At 59.3% G+C, this 17,009-nt stretch carries 20 protein-coding genes; 17 read left to right on the top strand and 3 right to left on the bottom strand.

Features of this window, described 5'->3' with window-relative positions; all coding sequences use genetic code 11:
- Window positions 1-136: 136 nt before the first annotated feature.
- Window positions 137-1,084: a carbon-nitrogen hydrolase gene (locus HDF08_RS05615; protein WP_179637567.1), complete on the top strand. Its 948-nt coding sequence runs from the start codon at window positions 137-139 to the stop codon at window positions 1,082-1,084.
- 48 nt (window positions 1,085-1,132) lie between these two features.
- Here the strand turns inward: HDF08_RS05615 and HDF08_RS05610 are convergent, their stop codons facing one another.
- Window positions 1,133-1,450 (bottom strand): cupin domain-containing protein, encoded by a 318-nt coding sequence (locus tag HDF08_RS05610; RefSeq protein WP_218884504.1) that lies wholly within the window; start codon window positions 1,448-1,450, stop codon window positions 1,133-1,135.
- A gap of 476 nt (window positions 1,451-1,926) precedes the next feature.
- Here HDF08_RS05610 and HDF08_RS05605 point away from each other — a divergent pair, with 476 nt between their 5' ends.
- From HDF08_RS05605 to HDF08_RS05580, 6 genes are all read left to right on the top strand, one after another.
- A complete protein-coding gene (locus tag HDF08_RS05605; RefSeq protein ID WP_179637566.1) occupies window positions 1,927-3,057 on the top strand; it encodes an agmatine deiminase family protein in 1,131 nt (376 codons plus the stop codon).
- A 107-nt stretch (window positions 3,058-3,164) separates the two neighbouring features.
- Window positions 3,165-3,482: a hypothetical protein gene (locus HDF08_RS05600; protein WP_179637565.1), complete on the top strand. Its 318-nt coding sequence runs from the start codon at window positions 3,165-3,167 to the stop codon at window positions 3,480-3,482.
- Window positions 3,467-3,961, top strand: coding sequence for a PIN domain-containing protein (locus HDF08_RS05595; RefSeq protein ID WP_179637564.1), 495 nt, complete (start codon window positions 3,467-3,469; stop codon window positions 3,959-3,961). Before HDF08_RS05600 ends, HDF08_RS05595 begins: the two co-directional genes overlap by 16 nt.
- 50 nt (window positions 3,962-4,011) lie before the next feature.
- On the top strand, window positions 4,012-4,650 hold the full coding sequence (locus HDF08_RS05590; protein WP_179637563.1) for an HD domain-containing protein: 639 nt from the start codon (window positions 4,012-4,014) through the stop codon (window positions 4,648-4,650).
- Between the two features lie 37 nt (window positions 4,651-4,687).
- Window positions 4,688-5,641: a tRNA adenosine(34) deaminase TadA gene (gene tadA / locus HDF08_RS05585; RefSeq protein WP_179637562.1), complete on the top strand. Its 954-nt coding sequence runs from the start codon at window positions 4,688-4,690 to the stop codon at window positions 5,639-5,641.
- 9 nt (window positions 5,642-5,650) lie between these two features.
- Window positions 5,651-6,424, top strand: a complete 774-nt coding sequence (locus HDF08_RS05580; RefSeq protein ID WP_179637561.1) for an SDR family NAD(P)-dependent oxidoreductase — start codon at window positions 5,651-5,653, stop codon at window positions 6,422-6,424.
- A gap of 115 nt (window positions 6,425-6,539) precedes the next feature.
- On the opposite strand, the gene HDF08_RS05575 is transcribed toward HDF08_RS05580, so the two are convergent.
- Window positions 6,540-7,046, bottom strand: coding sequence for a DinB family protein (locus HDF08_RS05575; RefSeq protein ID WP_179637560.1), 507 nt, complete (start codon window positions 7,044-7,046; stop codon window positions 6,540-6,542).
- 61 nt (window positions 7,047-7,107) lie between these two features.
- Between HDF08_RS05575 and HDF08_RS05570 the strand changes: the two genes are divergently transcribed.
- The 10 genes from HDF08_RS05570 to HDF08_RS05525 all read left to right on the top strand — a co-directional run bounded on the left by HDF08_RS05570 (window position 7,108) and on the right by HDF08_RS05525 (window position 15,842).
- Window positions 7,108-7,365 (top strand): glutaredoxin family protein, encoded by a 258-nt coding sequence (locus HDF08_RS05570; RefSeq protein ID WP_179637559.1) that lies wholly within the window; start codon window positions 7,108-7,110, stop codon window positions 7,363-7,365.
- 151 nt (window positions 7,366-7,516) lie between these two features.
- Window positions 7,517-8,818, top strand: a complete 1,302-nt coding sequence (gene purB / locus HDF08_RS05565) for an adenylosuccinate lyase (RefSeq protein WP_179637558.1) — start codon at window positions 7,517-7,519, stop codon at window positions 8,816-8,818.
- Between the two features lie 378 nt (window positions 8,819-9,196).
- Window positions 9,197-10,192 (top strand): carboxypeptidase-like regulatory domain-containing protein, encoded by a 996-nt coding sequence (locus HDF08_RS05560; protein WP_218884503.1) that lies wholly within the window; start codon window positions 9,197-9,199, stop codon window positions 10,190-10,192.
- 117 nt (window positions 10,193-10,309) lie between these two features.
- Entirely contained in the window at window positions 10,310-11,833 is a 1,524-nt protein-coding gene (locus tag HDF08_RS05555) for a glycoside hydrolase family 32 protein (RefSeq protein WP_373563126.1), read from the top strand.
- A gap of 59 nt (window positions 11,834-11,892) precedes the next feature.
- Window positions 11,893-12,366, top strand: a complete 474-nt coding sequence (locus HDF08_RS05550; RefSeq protein WP_179637556.1) for a Cif family virulence factor — start codon at window positions 11,893-11,895, stop codon at window positions 12,364-12,366.
- 203 nt (window positions 12,367-12,569) lie between these two features.
- A complete protein-coding gene (locus HDF08_RS05545; RefSeq protein WP_179637555.1) occupies window positions 12,570-12,776 on the top strand; it encodes a hypothetical protein in 207 nt (68 codons plus the stop codon).
- A 135-nt stretch (window positions 12,777-12,911) separates the two neighbouring features.
- Complete coding sequence (locus tag HDF08_RS05540; RefSeq protein ID WP_179637554.1) at window positions 12,912-13,976, top strand: SDR family oxidoreductase; 1,065 nt, start codon at window positions 12,912-12,914, stop codon at window positions 13,974-13,976.
- Window positions 13,977-13,989: 13 nt separating this feature from the next.
- Complete coding sequence (locus HDF08_RS05535) at window positions 13,990-14,436, top strand: hypothetical protein (RefSeq protein WP_179637553.1); 447 nt, start codon at window positions 13,990-13,992, stop codon at window positions 14,434-14,436.
- A gap of 7 nt (window positions 14,437-14,443) precedes the next feature.
- Window positions 14,444-15,052 carry a YkgJ family cysteine cluster protein gene (locus HDF08_RS05530; RefSeq protein ID WP_179637552.1) on the top strand — a complete coding sequence of 203 codons (609 nt, stop codon included), beginning with the start codon at window positions 14,444-14,446 and terminating at the stop codon, window positions 15,050-15,052.
- Window positions 15,053-15,179: 127 nt separating this feature from the next.
- The gene (locus tag HDF08_RS05525; protein ID WP_179637551.1) at window positions 15,180-15,842 is read left to right on the top strand and encodes a UbiX family flavin prenyltransferase; all 663 of its coding nucleotides are present in this window, start codon (window positions 15,180-15,182) and stop codon (window positions 15,840-15,842) included.
- Window positions 15,843-16,049: 207 nt separating this feature from the next.
- Here the strand turns inward: HDF08_RS05525 and HDF08_RS05520 are convergent, their stop codons facing one another.
- On the bottom strand, window positions 16,050-17,000 hold the full coding sequence (locus HDF08_RS05520; protein WP_179637550.1) for an alpha/beta fold hydrolase: 951 nt from the start codon (window positions 16,998-17,000) through the stop codon (window positions 16,050-16,052).
- Between the last annotated feature and the right edge of the window lie 9 nt (window positions 17,001-17,009).

The following is a 17,009-nucleotide window of genomic DNA, read 5'->3' as shown; positions in this document are numbered from 1 at the left end:
TTCGCGCCCCGCGCGAACCGCATTCCTTGGAGGCGTCAATCACCCAAAGATTAGCCTCTTGCAAATAACCCGTTCTCTGGCCGCAGACAACCTCACCTCGCCCAACAAACGCCTATAAACTTGAATCAGGATCATCATGACGACAACGAACAGCAAGACCCCCCCTAACAAACGCATCGGCCTCATTCAGATGTCCTGCGTCCCCGACACCGCAGCCAACCTCGACAAAGCCGCCGACCGTGTCCGCGAAGCCGCCCGCGCCGGAGCCAACGTCATCTGCCTCCCCGAGCTCTTCCGCGCCCAATACTTCTGCCAGCGCGAAGAGCACGCCCTCTTCGACACCGCCGAGTCCATCCCCGGCCCCTCCACCGAGCGCCTCAGCGCCGTCGCCAAAGAAGAAAAAGTGGTCGTCATCGCCAGCGTCTTCGAGCGCCGCGCAGCAGGCCTCTACCACAACACCGCCGCCGTCATCGAAACCGACGGCAGCATCAAGGGCATCTACCGCAAGATGCACATCCCCGACGATCCTCTCTACTACGAGAAGTTCTACTTCACCCCCGGCGACCTCGGCTTCAAAGCCTTCGCCACCACGCAGGGCTCAGTAGGCACCCTCGTCTGCTGGGACCAGTGGTATCCCGAAGCTGCCCGCGAGACCTCACTCCGCGGCGCCGACACTCTCTTCTACCCCACCGCCATCGGCTGGCACCCCTCTGAAAAAGCTGAGTACGGCGACGCCCAGTACTCCGCATGGCAGACCACCCAGCGCGCTCACGCCATCTCCAACGGCGTCTTCGTCGGCGCCGTCAACCGCGTAGGTCACGAGCACGGCGACGTCATCCACAACGGCGTCGAGATGCGCGGCCCCGGCGACCATACGCCCAAATCCGGCCTCGAATTCTGGGGCGGCAGCTTCATCGCCGATCCCTTCGGCCGCGTCATCGCGCAAGCCAGCCACGACAAAGAAGAGATCCTCATCGGCGAGATCGACCTCAAGCTCCAGGAAGACACCCGCCGCAACTGGCCCTTCCTCCGCGACCGCCGCATCGACGCCTACAACGGAATCACCAGCCGCTTCATCGACTAGATCCGCAGCGACAAGCCCTCGGGACATACAGAGTGTTAGCACGCTGCGTTACGGCGCAGGCGTAAGACCGTGCCGTAACATCACCTGCGCAAGCGCGGCAGGATCAGGCGGCCCACCCACCGCGGCATTGGCAATCGCAGCGATCTCGCGGAAGTACTCCGGCCCCAGAATCCCCGGACTCACAATCGCAAGTACCTTGGCATCGACGGCTTCAAAGTTATCAAAGCGATGAACCACTCCGCGAGGTATGCAGAGAGCTTCGCCTCGACGAACATCCCTCCGCTGCCCATCCACCACAAAACTCAGCACGCCCTCAATTCCATAAATCGTCTCTTCATAAGCGTCATGCCGGTGAGCGATCGGCACCTTCGCTCCACAGTTCAAATACCGCAACCGAACCGCCCGAGGAACCGCCCTCGACCAGAAATCGGATTGCAAGTTGTCCGATCCTAATCTCTTCCCGACCCATCACCATCAACTAGTCCTCTCCATCACGACTGATAAATTGCTCATCGTGCCGTCTTGTAAGTTGCATCATCATACCCTGCAGAATGCCAAACGACCGCACCGTAGGCCCTCGCGGACGTTCCAGTAACTCCCGTTACAATCTGACAATCATCCAAGGAGCCAGAATGCTTCCACGCATCGTTCTGTCCCTCGCACTCCTCGCTGCCTCTCCTGCCTTCGCCCAAACCACAAGCCCACATCCCCGCCGGCATCCCCCACTGGATCAAGCTCACCCCCGGCACCACGACCACCTACCTGGTCTTCAAAGAAAAGTAGTCCCTCCTCTTTCACACCGCAAACAGACTGCAACAAAACCCCGTTACACTTAAAAGGACATGTCGCAGACACCCGCCCATCAGCACTACCGCATGCCCGCCGAGTGGTCCCCTCACGCCGCCACCTGGATCGCGTGGCCTCACAACGCCGAAGACTGGCCCGGCAAATTCCAACCCATCCCCTTGGTCTACTCAGAGATCGTCCGCCACCTGTCTGGAGTGGAGGATGTGCACATCCTCGTCAACGACCTCGCCGCCGAGCGCCGCGCCACCAACCTCCTCCGCCGCGCCGGAGCCAACCTCGCCCGCCTCCACTTCCACCACTGGCCCACCGACCGCGTCTGGCTCCGCGATTCTGGCCCCATCTTTGTAAAAAAGATGGCTGAAGGCTCCATCAAGAAGAGTACCGAAGCCTCCACCAGACACCCGCAAGGCGAGCTAGCCATCACCAACTGGCACTTCAACGCCTGGGCCAAGTACGACAACTGGCATCGCGACGACCAGATCCCCAGCCACGTCGCCCAGCTCTACAACATGCCCCAGTCGCAACCCGAGACCATCAACTACATCGGCCACCCGCACCGCCTCGTCCTCGAAGGCGGCAGCATCGACACCAACGGCGCCGGCCTCCTCCTCACCACCGAAGAGTGTCTCCTCTCCGAGATCCAGCAACGCAACCCCGGCCTCGGCACAGAAGCCGAAACGCGCGCCCGCCTCGAGCAAGCCTTCCACGACTACCTCGGCATCGAAAAAGTTCTCTGGCTCCACAAAGGCTGCGCAGGCGACGACACCCACGGCCACGTCGACGACATCACCCGCTTCGTCGGCGAGAACAAAATCCTCACCGCCGTCGAGCCCAACACCCACGACGAAAATCATCTCCCCCTCGCCGAAAACCTCGACCGCCTGCGCAGCTTCCGCAATCTCGACAACCAGCCCTTCGAGATCGTCGAACTCCCCATGCCCGCCCCCGTCACCTTCGAGGGCCAGCGCCTCCCCGCCAGCTACGCCAACTTCTACATCGCCAATGGCCTCGTCCTGGTCCCCACCTTCAACGACCCCAACGACCGCCACGCCCTCAACATCCTTTCCGACTGCTTCCCCGACCGCGATATCATCGGCATCCACGCCGTCGACCTCGTCTGGGGCCTCGGCACCCTCCACTGCCTCAGCCAACAGGAACCTGCATGAAATGCGGTGTCTGTCCTCTTCGTTCACTTTGACAGTCAACAAATTTCGTACCCTGAAGAATTAAGCATCAACAGAAACCAGTCCGGTAAACTCAATAGAAGGAGATCATGATGCTTCCAGTAAAAGAAGCAGTAAAAGTCTCGTTTGCAACATTCGGAGAGCTCTTTCCAAGCCAAAGTATCAAAGATGTGCGGCTTGAAGAGGTGCGACTAGATGACTCGGAAAAGAACTGGGAAGTAACTGTATCTTTCAGAAATCCGGATTTTGAGGATGAGATAGCTACTAAAAAGTCCGAGCCAGTTGGTATTAACACAGTCTTCGGTTCTGATAACACCAGAGTGCCGATGCGTCATTACAAAACTATAACCATCAATGCCGAAATTGGGTCACTAGTTGGCATAAGGAATGAATGGGACCTGATGTAAGTTTCCCAATCCAAAACTCTCGCAACAAAATTGTCGTACTCGACACGAATCTCCTGCTACTGGCTATCAGTGCACGGGTTGGGCTACACCGTTTTGGATCGTTCAGTCGAGTCAATGCATTCACAGCAGAAGACGCGAAATTGCTTTCATGGATCGTGAGTCAGTTCAAAGCTGTTGCGACAACGGCTTACGTTCTTGCTGAAGTCAGCAACTTAGCGAATAAATTAACCGGAAGTTTACGGTCAGATTGGTTTCTACAGCTGCAGGCTTATGCGTTTATCACGATCGAATCACACGTGCCTATTCAAACTATTGGCAAGAAAGCTGAGACCGTGAGGTTCGGTGTCACAGATTCCGCTCTTAGTCACCTCTCGAACAATCACACAATTCTGACCGCTGAGTTCCGCTTGTCAGGATATCTAGAAAGTATCGGTCGCGAAGTTCTCAATTTCAATCATCTCCGCCGGTTCAATCGCTGAGATAGACCTTTGTAATCGCAATATCTCCTATAGAAATTTCGGGTCAATCGATGTCATCTAAGTTGAAATCCACCGGCGAACAGGTCATCCAACCCTATCGGGCCGCCCTCGAAACCTACATCGCCACTAACGCGAACCCAACCCACAAGTTCGGCCATCAGCCACGTCTCTACGCCCTCACCCAACAAATCGGACAAGCCCTCACCTACGACGACGACGTAGTCTTCGCCGCCGTATGGCTCCACGACCTCGGCGTCTTCATAGGCCACCGCCCTGAAGATGCGGCAGCCCTCAAGACCTGGGACCACGTCGCCTACATCATAGAAAGAGCCCCCGCCATCCTTACCGAAGCCGGCTTCCCCGCAGAAAAAATCCCCGCCGTCCTCGAAGTCATCCGCACCCACCAGCCCCAAGACACTCCCCTCACCCTCGAAGCCACCATCGCCCGTGACGCCGACATCCTCGAGCAGTTAGGTGCCATCGGCATCACCCGCACCCTCGCCAAACTCGGCAGCGACACCCGCTTCTGCACCTTCACCGATGCCCTCCACGCCCTCAAAAAACAACTCACCACCCTCCCCGATCAGCTTAAACTCGACACCTCCCGAGCCCTCGCCATACCCCGCTTTCACATCATGCAATCCTTCCTCGATGCCCTCGAATCCGAAGCCGGCCCAAATCTCTACTAGGCGCATTCAGCTCAAAGCAAAGCTAAACTAGCCTCCGATGACCTCCAGCGCAAACGACGACGTAGTCTACCTCCGCCAGGCCCTCACCGAAGCCTCCGACGCCGAAGCCAACGGCGAAGTCCCCGTCGGCGCCATCATCGTTCACGGAGACAAGATCATCGGCCGCGGCCAGAACCGTGTCCTCCGCGACTCAGACCCCACCGCCCACGCCGAGATCGTCGCCCTCCGCCATGCCGGCCTTCACCTTCGCAACTATCGCCTCGCAGACTGCACCCTCTACGTCACCCTTGAGCCGTGTGCCATGTGCGCCGGAGCCATCCTCCACGCGCGCATCAGCCGCCTCGTCTACGCCGCACCCGACCCCAAAGCCGGAGCCTGCGGCAGCGTCCTGTCCGTCATGAACCACCCCCGGCTCAACCACAAAGTCGAAGTCACCCCCAACCTCCTCGCCGAAGAGTGCGGCACACTCCTTACAACATTTTTCCGTAAACGCCGCCAGGAAAAGTCCCAAGCTCGCATCCTACAGAACGAAGCAGCGACCGGCCAAAGCGATGCAGCGGCCGAAAGAACACCGTGGGAGACAATCATGGCGACAAAGAAGAAGTGGTCCGCAGACGTAGACACCGACTCAACCCATCCCGACGAGGGCCTCTTCAAGAAGAACGCCTCTGCTATAGCCAAGGCCCTCGCCACGAAAAAGGTCTCGCCAAAGGGCCCCGCCTCCGGCATGCAGATGTTGAACTTCTACATCAATCGTGCCGGTAAAAACTTATCGAAGGAACGCCACGCCGAACTGGAAAAAACCAAAACGCTGCTCTCGGAGATCATCGCAAAAGAAAAACCCACATCCGAAGAGCCATCAAAAAAAGCCGCAAAAAAGAAAGCTCCGAAGAAGGCCACAAAGAAGGTTACAAACAAAACCACGAAGGAAGCTTCCGCAAAAAAGAGCTCTCCCGCAAAGTCATCTGCAAAAAAATCCACAAAAAAATAGGAGCCTTCCATGTCAGGTCGTCTCACAGGCAAAGTAGCCATAGTCACCGGCTCAGGCTCCGGTATCGGCCAGGCCATCGCCATCCGCTTCGCCGCCGAGGGCGCCTCTGTCGTCGTAGACTACCGCAACCACATCGACCAGGCCCAGGAGACGGCCTCCAAAGCAGAAGCCGCCGGCGGCAAAGCCATCCTCGTCCAGGCCGACGTCTCCCTCCTCGCCGACACGCAGAACCTCGTCGACCAGGCCTACACCCAACTAGGCCGCTGCGACATCCTCGTCAATAACGCCGGCATCGAGAAGGAAGCCGCCTTCTGGGACGTCACCGAAGCCGACTACGACGCCGTCCTCAACGTCAACCTCAAGGGCGCATTCTTCCTAACCCAGGCCTTCGCCCGCCGCCTTCGCGACGCCAAACTCCCCGGCCGCATTGTCAATATCTCCTCCGTCCACGAGGACATGGTCTTCCCCAACTTCTCCACCTACTGCGCCTCCAAGGGCGGCATGCGCATGTTGATGCGCGACCTCTCCGTCGAACTCGGCCCCCTCAACATCACCGTCAACAACATCGCCCCCGGCGCCATCTCTACCCCAATCAACACCAAGCTCATGGAAGACAAACCCAAGCTGGACGCCCTCCTCGCCAACATCCCGCTAGGCCGCATGGGCACGCCCGAAGAGGTCGCCGGCATCGCTCTCTTCCTCGCCTCCGACGACGCCGCCTACGTCACCGGTTCCACCTACTTCGTCGATGGCGGCCTGATCCGCAACTACCACGAGCAATAAAGTCAATCCCAACCAACGGGAGGAACAACACCGCAGCGATCAGCAAGAAAAGATATACCCGCCACGAAGTGGCCGCGTCGCGCGCAGCGAGCCCGTCCGGCAGGACAACCGGGTTCTAGTGCGTAGCGTAATAAGCAGTCAGGTCGGTGTTAGGACGCTGCAACTCAAACCCACGAAGCATAGTAATAATCTGCCCGCGATGGAAGCTCGAATGATTGATCGCATGAAGAACAATCTGCCAGCGAGGCACGCAGAAGACAGCATCGTCGGGCAGGACCGTGCAAAGCTCAAACGTTAGGTCCTCTTCTGAAGCACCATCAAGCCATCGGCGATAACCCTCCCAAAGCCCGGGCCACGATTGAACCAGAGACTCGAACGAGTGTTCAGGAGCCGGCCCCAAGGGCAGACGGCCTTTGCCTACCGCGACCAACCGGTCAAGCCAAACCCTCTCCGCATCGTGGCTATGCCGAAATGTCTGCAGAAGACTCGAGTGCGAAAACCCCAAATCGCGGGCAAGCTCCTCCTCCGTAAGCGACGAGCAGGCCTCCAGCACCTGTCGGGTAGCCCAGGCGGAGTAGCCCGTATGCGCCAGCAGAAGCTCTCTGAGATGCGAGGTTGGCATCCCAGAATTGTAATTTAGCCCCAATGCGGCATTTGCCACCCAACAGGTAAAATAAAGCTCTATGGATCTCACCGTCTACTCTGCCTCCTGGTGCCGCGACTGTCGCGAAGCCAAGCGCTTCCTCAACACCCACAACATCCCTTACAAAGAGATCGACATCGAGAACACCCCCGGCGCCGCCGACCTCGTCATCGCCAACGTGGGCAAGCGCGCCATCCCCCAGTTCGTCATCGACGGCAAGTGGGTCCAGCCCTACCGTCCCGGCGAAGGCTTCCTCCACGACGAAATGGCCGACCTCCTAGGCGTCACCCAGCCCTAACTCGGCCAATCTTTAAACCGCTTTATACAACTCTCGATGTTGTCATTCTGAGCGAAGCGAAGAATCCCCGCATTTGCCGGTCGTTCCAATGAACTTTTCACTACTTGATAGTTCGTGAACAATAGCCACGCGCAACACTGAAGGAAACAACATGATCGCCCGCTACACACGCCCCGAGCTAGGCCGCATCTGGTCCGACGCCAACAAATATCAGTGCTGGCTCACCGTAGAAGTAGCCGCCTCCCAGGCACTCGCCAAATTCGGCCTCGTCCCCCAGTCCGCCGCCGACACCATCCTCGACAAGGGCGCCTTCACCGTCGACCGCATCAACGAGATCGAAGCCGAAGTCCGTCACGACGTCATCGCCTTCACCACCACCGTCGCCGAGCACATCGCCGACCCCGAAGCCTCCCGCTGGCTCCACTACGGCCTCACCAGCACCGACGTCGTCGACACCGCACAATCCCTTCAACTCAAAGAAGCCTCCGCCATCATTCGCGCCGGCATCGTAGCTCTCTCCGACACCCTCAAAAAACGCGCTATAGAGTTCAAGCACACCCCCATCATCGGCCGCACCCACGGCATCCACGCCGAACCCAGCACCTTCGGCCTCAAGCTGCTCCTCTGGTACTCCGAGATGCAGCGCAACCTCACCCGCTTCGACGCCGCCGCCGAAGATCTCCGCGTCGGCAAGCTCTCCGGAGCCGTCGGCACCTTCGGCCACCTCAAGCCCGAGCACGAGGAAGCAATTTGTAACCAACTCGGTCTCAAACCCGTAGCCATCGCTACTCAAGTCGTCCAGCGCGACCGCCACGCCGCCTACATCTCAACCCTCGCCGTCCTCGCCAGCACGCTCGACAAAATAGCCACCGAGATCCGCCACCTCCAGCGCACCGAGGTCCGCGAGGCAGAAGAGTTCTTCAGCGAAAAACAAAAAGGCTCCAGCGCCATGCCCCACAAGCGCAACCCCATCACCAGCGAGCAGATCTCAGGCCTCGCCCGAGTCATCCGCGCGAACGCACAAACCGCCTTTGAAAACGTCGCCCTCTGGCACGAGCGCGACATCTCCCACTCCTCCGCCGAGCGCGTCATCCTCCCCGACTCCACCATCCTCGCCGACTACCTCCTCGCCAAAACCGAAAACCTCATCGCCAAGCTCCTCGTCTACCCCGCCCGCATGCTGAAGAACCTCGAGTCCACCGGCGGCCTCATCTTCTCCGGCCAACTCTTGCTCGACCTCGCCGAATCCGGCATGTCCCGCGAAGACGCCTACCGCCTCGTGCAAGGCCACGCCATGAACTCATGGAAGAACGACCTCACCTTTCGCGACGAGATCGCCAAAGTCCCCGAGATCACCAGCCGTCTCTCCCCCGAAAAACTCGCCCGCGCCTTCGACTACAACCGCCAACTGGCAAACGTCGACGCCATCTTCGCCAGAGCCCTTAACGAATAGACCGCATCATCGGCCACGCGCAAGATTTGCAGCTCAGCAGGAAGCTGCTCTTGCCCTGCGAGCTTTTTATGAATGACATCATCATTGCGCGATTCTTTTGTTTGTCCTTCCACAAACGAATTACAGACCTGCCTCTAACCCAGGCCGCTCTCAGCCGTCTAATCCATAGGTCTGAATGGGTAACACTCACCTTAAGTCGACCACTTAAAACCCACCACCGGATGCGCCGCACCCTGTTCTGAGAACTTGCCACCATCACCAGCAAAAGCTCTTCTCGAGCGAGGACCGATGAACGGTTGCACCTTCTATGTAATAGCGCTTCTGGCCCTGCTCGGCTCATCCTGCTCTTACTCGCAGAATTTGGCTAAAAACGTACCCTTGCCAGACTCCCCCGGCTCACTCCTGCAAACCCCGTCAGCAAATATTCAGGCCGATGGATACAAGGGCACAGCCCAGATCAACGGAGCCGTTGAGGACGTTCAGGGTGTCCCCGTATCCAACGCCACCATTGTTCTCAACGCACCGGGCAAGCTCGGCAAGCGCACAACCACCTCCGGCAGCGACGGCACCTTCACCTTCACCGCCCTCCCTGCAGGCGAGTTCCGCCTCCTCATTACCGCGCCCGGCCTCGATCCCTACACCTCACCCGAGTTCTCCGTATTATCCGGCGCCATCGTTGAGCTACCCAAAGCCACCCTGAAGCTCTCCACCAGCTCGTCGATCAACGTCTACGCCACGTCGGACCAGATCGCTCAAGAGCAGGTCCACGAGCAGGAGAAGCAGCGCGTCTTAGCCGTCTTTCCAAACTTCTACACCAGCTACATCTGGGACGCCGAACCAATGTCCTCCCGCCAAAAATACAGCCTTGCCGTGCGCAGCATCGTTGATCCGGTCAACCTCATCGCTAACGGAGCAGTCGCCGGTTTCGAACAGCTCAACAACTCCTTCTCCGGTTACGGGTCCGGCATCGAAGGCTACGGAAAACGCTTCGGCGCCGCCGTGGCCGATGACGCATCCAGCCGCCTCATCGGCAGCGCCATCCTGCCCTCCCTGCTCCACCAGGACCCGCGCTACTTCTACCAGGGAACCGGCGGTTTTCGCTCCCGCTCCCGTCACGCAGTCTTCTCCACCTTCCGCACCCGTGGCGACGACGGCCTCCAGCACTTCAACTACTCCCGCATCATCGGAAGCCTCTCCGCCGGAGCCATCTCTAACGCCTACTACCCCGCCTCCGATCGTGGCGCAGGTCTCACGTTCCGAAACTTCGGAATCACCATCGGCGGAACCGCCGCCGACAACCTCATCCGCGAGTTCGTCCTCCGCAGCCTGGTACCGTCCGTCCCCGCCTACGCCAACGGAAAATCTACACCGTAAGGCCACATCCAGCGCCGCCAATCCTGAACCCACCCGTCCCACCCCAGCCCGCATCCTGTCGCTTCCCCTGCGACAGCTCCGGCCACCTTCCTGCATAATCGGCCAAGAGGATCTCCCGTGGTCAAGACTTCTCTTCGCCTATTCATCCGCTGCATCGCCACCCTTGTTCTATCCGTCCTGCCCGTAGCCGCCCAGAACCCCGACTACGACCAGCCCTACCGCCCGCAAGTCCACTTCTCCCCCGAAGAGCACTGGACCAACGACCCCAACGGCCTCGTCTTTTACCAGGGCGAGTACCACCTCTTCTTCCAGTACAACCCCTTCGGCGACCAGTGGGGACACATGAGCTGGGGCCACGCCGTCAGCACCGACCTCCTCCACTGGCACGAGCTTCCCGTCGCCATCCCCGAGCACGACAACACCATGATCTTCACCGGCAGTGTCGTTGTCGATCGCCAGAACACCAGCGGCCTCTGCACTCACGGCGACTGCCTCGTCGCCATCTACACCGGACACACCCAAACATCAGAAGGCATCCGCCAAACCCAAAACCTCGCCGTCAGCCTCGATAAAGGCCGCAACTGGGCGCAGTACCCCGGCAACCCTGTCCTCGATCTCCACCTTGCCGACTTTCGCGACCCTAGCGTCAGTTGGGATCCCATCGCACACCATTGGGTCATGGCCGTCTCCCTGCCCAAAGAACATAAGATCCGCTTCTACTCCTCCGCCGACCTCAAACAGTGGACACAGCTCAGCGACTTCGGCCCCACCGGCGACGTCAACGGCGATTGGGAGTGCCCCGACCTCATTCATATCCCCTCCTCAAACAGTGCAAAGAGCATCTGGGCCCTCAAAGTAGGCCTCAATCCAGGCGCCCCGCAGGGCGGCTCCGGCGAGCAATACTTCCTCGGCGACTTCGACGGCAAATCCTTCCATCAGTCACGTCTCCGCGGCTCTCAGGGCTGGACCAACTACGGCAAAGACGACTACTGCGCCATCAGCTTCAATGGCCTGCCCAAAGATCAGAAGCCAGTCCTCCTCGGATGGATGAGCAACTGGCAGTACGCTGCAAAGATTCCCACCACGCCCTGGCGAGGACAGATGAGTCTCCCCCGCCATATCTCCTACGTCAGCGACGCCGCAGGTCTCGCCCTCAAACAGGAGCCCATCGTCGCTCCCCTCCGAGGAAAAAACTACGAGATCTCCGCCCTCTCCACCAACACCTCCACCCTCTACGGCAGCGGCCACACGCTCCAGCCTCCCTTCGAGATCCGGCTCAACTTCGGCCATCCCGTCGAACCCATCTTCGGCCTCAAGATCTTCTCCGACCAGCAACATTGGATCGAAGTAGCCTTCGACACCAACAAAAAAGAGTTCTACATCGACCGCACCCACTCAGGCGCAGCCATCAGTCCGGACTTCCCCACCCGCACCAAAGCACCGCTCGTCACCACTCGCCCCTACGACCTCACCCTCATCGTCGACCGGTCCTCCGTCGAAGCCTTCGCCCAGGACGGCACCATCGCCATGACCGACCTGGTCTTCCCCGTCTCTAACAACCTTCAGATCCAGATCTTCCCCGACGACGCCAAGCCAATCCAAAGCGAGGGACAACTCTGGGAGCTCAAATCAATCTGGTAGTCGCTCCCGCGATCTTGTTACGATTCGAAGCAAACCAGCATCGCCGATCGGAGCCCTTCATGAAGAAAGTAGTCCTTGCCCTGTTCGCAAGCGTCCTGTTGACCGGCAGCGCCATCGCAGCCCAACCAGCAGACGTGATGGTCCCCATCCGCCAGTTCGTCGACGGCTTCAACAGCGGCGACACCCATTCGGCGTTCGCAGCCTACGAAGACGGCGACATCACCATCATCGACGAGTTCACTCCCCACCGCTGGACAGGGCCCCGCGCCGCGCATGAATGGGCCGCCGACTACGAAAAGCACGCAGCAGCCACAGGCGTCACCTACGGCGTAGTCAACTACGAGGCCCCCACCCGCATCGAGATCGAAGACGACCTCGCTTACGTCATCATTCCCACCCTTTATCTCTACAAGGAGCACGGCAAGCCTCTCGCCGAAGAAGGTCAGGCGACCTTCGTCCTCCACGCAGAGCCGGCAGGCTGGAAGATCCGCAGCTGGACATGGACCGGCGTCAAGCCGCACCCCGCAAAGTAACTCCGCCAGCAACGCCGCAGTTGGAAAGTTTGTCTTTGCCTTTGTTTGTAATTCCCGAAGGGAATCTGCGTTTGCAGTCTCTCTGCATCGCCAGGCAAATTGCGATAAAAAACCACGCATACGCCACATCTCCGTAACGCATGCGCCGTGACACCGAAGCCATGCCCTGTTCGAAAACCATCAGCCCGTTATACGATCTTTCTATGAGTGATTTCATTCCAAAAGCAGCCGAAGTCAAGACCCGCGGGCTAAGCCCGAAGGCACAGAAGCTCCAGGCCGCACGCGAAAAGGCGGCGGCTCAGGCAAAGGGCGGAGACAAAACCCTCGCCGGATCATCGACCGTCTCCGTCAAGGCGAAGGACTCCTTCGCCGGAACCAAAAAAACAACCTTCCAGCGCAAAGCTGTCTAGCAACGTGACGCCGGTCGTTCGGCAATCTTCAACCCGGACCGGCGTCTCAAGCATCCAGCGAATAACCCACTGCGAATCGCCCCACACGCAAACGTCATCCAATCGAAGTCAGCGGCCTGACCGAAAGGACCACTCATGTCCCGCACGGCCCTCATCGCCGGAGTCACCGGCATCGTAGGAAACAACCTCGCGCGACAACTGCTCGCCAACGGGTGGGAAGTTCACGGCCTCGCCCGGCACTCTGCGAATAACATCGAAGGCGTAAACTTCATCGCCGCCGATCTCCTCGATCCCACAGCCCTGCGAGCGTCGCTCGCTAACCTGAAGCCTTCGCATGTCTTCCTCACCACCTGGCTCCGCCAACCCACCGAAACCGAAAACATTCGCATCAACTCCGCGATGGTGCGCAACCTCCTCGAAGCAGTCGCGCCCGTTGAATCCGTCCGCCACGTAGCTCTAGTCACCGGTCTTAAGCACTACCTCGGCCCATTCGAGGCCTACGGCAAAGGCAAGCTCCCCGCCACACCCTTCCGCGAAGAACAGCCCCGTCTTGATATCGAAAACTTCTACTACGCACAAGAAGATGAGGTCTTCGCCGCAGCGGAGCGACAGAACTTCAGTTGGACAATCCACCGGCCCCACACCATCATCGGCTACGCTCTCGGCAACGCCATGAACATGGGCGTAACCCTCGCCGTCTACGCCAACATCTGCCGCGAGACCGGCCGCCCCTTCCTCTTCCCCGGCTCCGCAACCCAATGGAACAGCCTCACCGACATGACTGACGCAAGACTCCTCGCCCGCCATCTCGAGTGGGCCTCCACAACCGCCGTCGCGCACGACCACGCCTTCAACGTGGTCAACGGAGACGTCTTTCGCTGGAACTGGATGTGGCCTCGCCTCGCCACCTGGTTCGGCATCGAATCCGCCCCCTTCCCCGGCCACGCCACGCCACTCGAGCAACAGTTAGCCGGTGCCGAAGAGATCTGGAGCAACATCGCAAAATCCCACAACCTCATCGAGCCCAACCTCCACAACCTCGCCTCCGCCTGGCACACCGACGCCGACCTCGGCCGCCCCATCGAAGTCGTCACCGACATGAGCAAGAGCCGCAAGTTCGGCTTCCTCGACTACCAACCCACCGACGAAAGCTTCTTCGACCTCTTCACCCGCCTTCGCCACGAGCGCATCATCCCTTAGAATCTCCCACGCAGTGGTCTTTGATGCCACAACACTACTTGCCTGTTCAACAAAAAATGCTGCGATAACATTGAAAGCCATGGCCAATATCTGGAATGAAACTACGAAACAAGCTCGCTCCATGCCACTGGGATGGAGTGGCCTTCGTGATTTCCAGCGATCCCCACATGACTTCCGGCCTTTTACTACTTGGTATGTTCGTGTCTGCTCATTCACATTCCGCTTTACAAATATCCAGCAACTGGAAACCTGTCTCGAATTCTTCAAGCAAAAAACGCGAGCATCTAGCCGCATACCGTATAGAGATTTGAAGCCTTATGTCGACGCGGGCTTGCGTGGCTGGGAGGTCCAACGTTGGTTCGACCGCTTACCGATGTACTTACTTGAAGAACCGAAACGACAGAAAGTTGTTGCAGCACTAGCTTTGGCAAACAAGCGTTGGTTAGCGAGCCTTTCGTGACAGAATCATGACTAGCGCCGCTTCCCTCGTCCAAATCGTAGACACCGCCATAGCCGACGCCTATCGTCGCGGAGGCCATCATCTCGTCTGCCACCCCGGCTGCTCCCAATGCTGCATCGGCGTCTTCCCCATCGCGCACGAAGACGCAGCACGCCTACGCGAAGGACTCGCCACTCTCGAACAAACCGACCCAGAAAAATTCCGCCGCATCCAACAACGAGTAGCCGACTCCCTGACCCGCCTAGACCCTTGGTTCCCCGGCGACCTCACCACTGGCATCCTCAACGAGGACCACGAAGTCGCCATCCTCTTCGAAGAGTTCGCCAACGACGAACCCTGCCCCGTCCTCGATCTCACCACCGGCACCTGCGACCTCTACGAGCACCGCCCCATCCTCTGCCGCACCTTCGGCCCACCCATGCGCAGCGAAGGCGACAACGGCGAAGTCAACCTCGCCACCTGCGAGCTCTGCTTCATCCACGCCACCACCGAAGAGATCGCCGCCTGCGAACTCGACCCCACCATCCCCGCGCAGGAAGAAGCCAGCAACCAAGCTTACAACGCCACTCACAACCTCCACGGCCAAACCCTCATCGCCTACGCCCTGCGCCCCTGAACGACTCCCTCAAACGAAACCCTCAAACCCACCAAACTCGTCATCTCGACCGAAGCCATGCAGTTTTATCGCATGGCGAAGTGGAGAGACCCCCGCATCTCGTCTTTGCTTTATCCGTCATGCAAGTATGCGCAGACTAGGTACCTTCCACCTCATCGGCGATAATCATTCTGTGCCACAGCCCCTACACACCGAAGCCCCAACTAACATCACCCTCGCCATCACCGGAGCCAGCGGCAGCATCTACGCCGCCGAGCTCCTTCGCGCCTTGGCAGCCGACGACCGCGTCACTAAGATCAACTTCGTAGCCTCCGACAGCGCCCTCCGCGTCTTCGCCGAAGAGCTCAACCTCAGCGGCCGCAACGACCTCGCAGAAAAGCTCCTCGGCGCCCCCTGCCCCAAACTCCAGCAACACGCCGAAACCGACATCGCAGCCAACATCGCCAGCGGCAGCTACCCCACGGCCGCCATGATCGTCCTTCCCTGCTCCATGGGCACCCTCGCCTCCATCGCCAACGGCCTCGCGCAAAACCTCATCCACCGCGCCGCCGACGTCTGCCTCAAAGAAAACCGCCCCCTCATCCTCTGCATCCGCGAAACACCCTTCAACCGCATCCACATCCGCAACATGCAGCTAGCCTCCGACGCCGGAGCCACCATCTTCCCTGCCATCCCCACCCTCTATAACCACCCTCAAAGCACACAGGAGATGGCCCGCAACTTCATCCACCGAGTCCTCGCCCACATAGGCCTGTCCCAACCCAACGCCTATCAGTGGCAACCCGACTAATGTCCTGCCGGACGGCCTCCTGCGCGGAGAGCGGTCACTTCGTGACCCGTATACCGGTCACGGCAGGATGAGCCTCGACGGTTCTCCCGTTGGTCGAAATCAAATCTCTCTCCCTACCAACGGGAGGACCACGCGAAGCTCTAAAAAGGCGTGCGAACGCCCCCCCCACGCGAAGTGGGCCCGTCCGGCAGGACACAATCCTCTAAATCAATACCCCGCAGCAAACGTCCTACCACCCCCACGCATAGGCGGCTGCGACCGCAAAAACTCTACCGTCCCCTCAAGCACCGGCTTAGCGCACTCCGCAGGAGCCAGATGACCGCATCCCCCAACCACATCCAGCACCGACTGCGGGACTTCCCGATGAATCGCCTCGCCCGACGCCAGCGGAATCAACTCATCCTGCGCGCCCCACACAATCAACATCGGCTGCGAAATACCATGCAGCCGAAAGTCCAGCAGATCGCGCCCACCAATCATTGAAGCCGTACTCCGATTCACCACCCACGCATTCCCCTGCAGCTTCCGCACCATCGCCTTCGCCGCAAAGTCCGGAATTGCCCGAGGCTTCGGCGTAAGTATCGCGATCAGCCTCCTCACCCCCGCCGGATCGCTCGGAGTAAACAACTCCGGCCCAAACGTAGCCGGAAAATACAGCCCCGCACTGTCATACACAATCAGCCGGTCAACCATCTCCGGATGATCCAGCGCAAGCTTCATCGCCACCCATCCACCCATCGACCATCCACCAACATCGGCCCGCGAAACATGCACCGCCTGCATAAACGTCGCCACCGTCTGCTCCTCGAGCGAGATCGAGTAACTCACATCCGGCTTAGACGATCTGCCATATCCCAGCAGATCCGGCACATACACATGAAATCCCTGCGCCGCCAGCGATGGAATCATCGCCCCCCAATCTTCCCCCCGAGCACCCAGCCCATGCACCAACACCAGCGGAGTCCCATCCGCAGCCCCAGCCTCAAAGTAATGAAGCCTATACCCCCCGGCTTCGACATACTCGCTCTTCACCCCCTGCCGCCACAGATGAAAGCGCGTATGCTGATCCGCAAACCACAGCGGATACCGGTAAAAGGCCAGCCCAACCGCCGCCCCCAAAAGCAAAACAACAGCCACAACGCGCAGTGCAAGCTTCATAGCCGAGTC

The organism is Tunturiibacter empetritectus (assembly GCF_013410875.1).
GTDB lineage: Bacteria > Acidobacteriota > Terriglobia > Terriglobales > Acidobacteriaceae > Edaphobacter > Edaphobacter empetritectus.
This window is presented reverse-complemented; position numbering and strand designations above follow the sequence as displayed.

Excerpts from the sequence above, each read along its gene's own strand:
- HDF08_RS05615 (WP_179637567.1), top strand. The coding sequence starts at position 137 with ATGACGACAACGAACAGCAAGACCCCCCCTAACAAACGCATCGGCCTC.
- HDF08_RS05605 (WP_179637566.1), top strand. The coding sequence starts at position 1,927 with ATGTCGCAGACACCCGCCCATCAGCACTACCGCATGCCCGCCGAGTGG.
- HDF08_RS05600 (WP_179637565.1), top strand. The coding sequence starts at position 3,165 with ATGATGCTTCCAGTAAAAGAAGCAGTAAAAGTCTCGTTTGCAACATTC.
- HDF08_RS05595 (WP_179637564.1), top strand. The coding sequence starts at position 3,467 with ATGGGACCTGATGTAAGTTTCCCAATCCAAAACTCTCGCAACAAAATT.
- HDF08_RS05590 (WP_179637563.1), top strand. The coding sequence starts at position 4,012 with ATGTCATCTAAGTTGAAATCCACCGGCGAACAGGTCATCCAACCCTAT.
- tadA (WP_179637562.1), top strand. The coding sequence starts at position 4,688 with ATGACCTCCAGCGCAAACGACGACGTAGTCTACCTCCGCCAGGCCCTC.
- HDF08_RS05580 (WP_179637561.1), top strand. The coding sequence starts at position 5,651 with ATGTCAGGTCGTCTCACAGGCAAAGTAGCCATAGTCACCGGCTCAGGC.
- HDF08_RS05575 (WP_179637560.1), bottom strand. The coding sequence starts at position 7,046 with ATGCCAACCTCGCATCTCAGAGAGCTTCTGCTGGCGCATACGGGCTAC.
- HDF08_RS05570 (WP_179637559.1), top strand. The coding sequence starts at position 7,108 with ATGGATCTCACCGTCTACTCTGCCTCCTGGTGCCGCGACTGTCGCGAA.
- purB (WP_179637558.1), top strand. The coding sequence starts at position 7,517 with ATGATCGCCCGCTACACACGCCCCGAGCTAGGCCGCATCTGGTCCGAC.
- HDF08_RS05550 (WP_179637556.1), top strand. The coding sequence starts at position 11,893 with ATGAAGAAAGTAGTCCTTGCCCTGTTCGCAAGCGTCCTGTTGACCGGC.
- HDF08_RS05545 (WP_179637555.1), top strand. The coding sequence starts at position 12,570 with ATGAGTGATTTCATTCCAAAAGCAGCCGAAGTCAAGACCCGCGGGCTA.
- HDF08_RS05540 (WP_179637554.1), top strand. The coding sequence starts at position 12,912 with ATGTCCCGCACGGCCCTCATCGCCGGAGTCACCGGCATCGTAGGAAAC.
- HDF08_RS05530 (WP_179637552.1), top strand. The coding sequence starts at position 14,444 with ATGACTAGCGCCGCTTCCCTCGTCCAAATCGTAGACACCGCCATAGCC.
- HDF08_RS05525 (WP_179637551.1), top strand. The coding sequence starts at position 15,180 with ATGCGCAGACTAGGTACCTTCCACCTCATCGGCGATAATCATTCTGTG.
- HDF08_RS05520 (WP_179637550.1), bottom strand. The coding sequence starts at position 17,000 with ATGAAGCTTGCACTGCGCGTTGTGGCTGTTGTTTTGCTTTTGGGGGCG.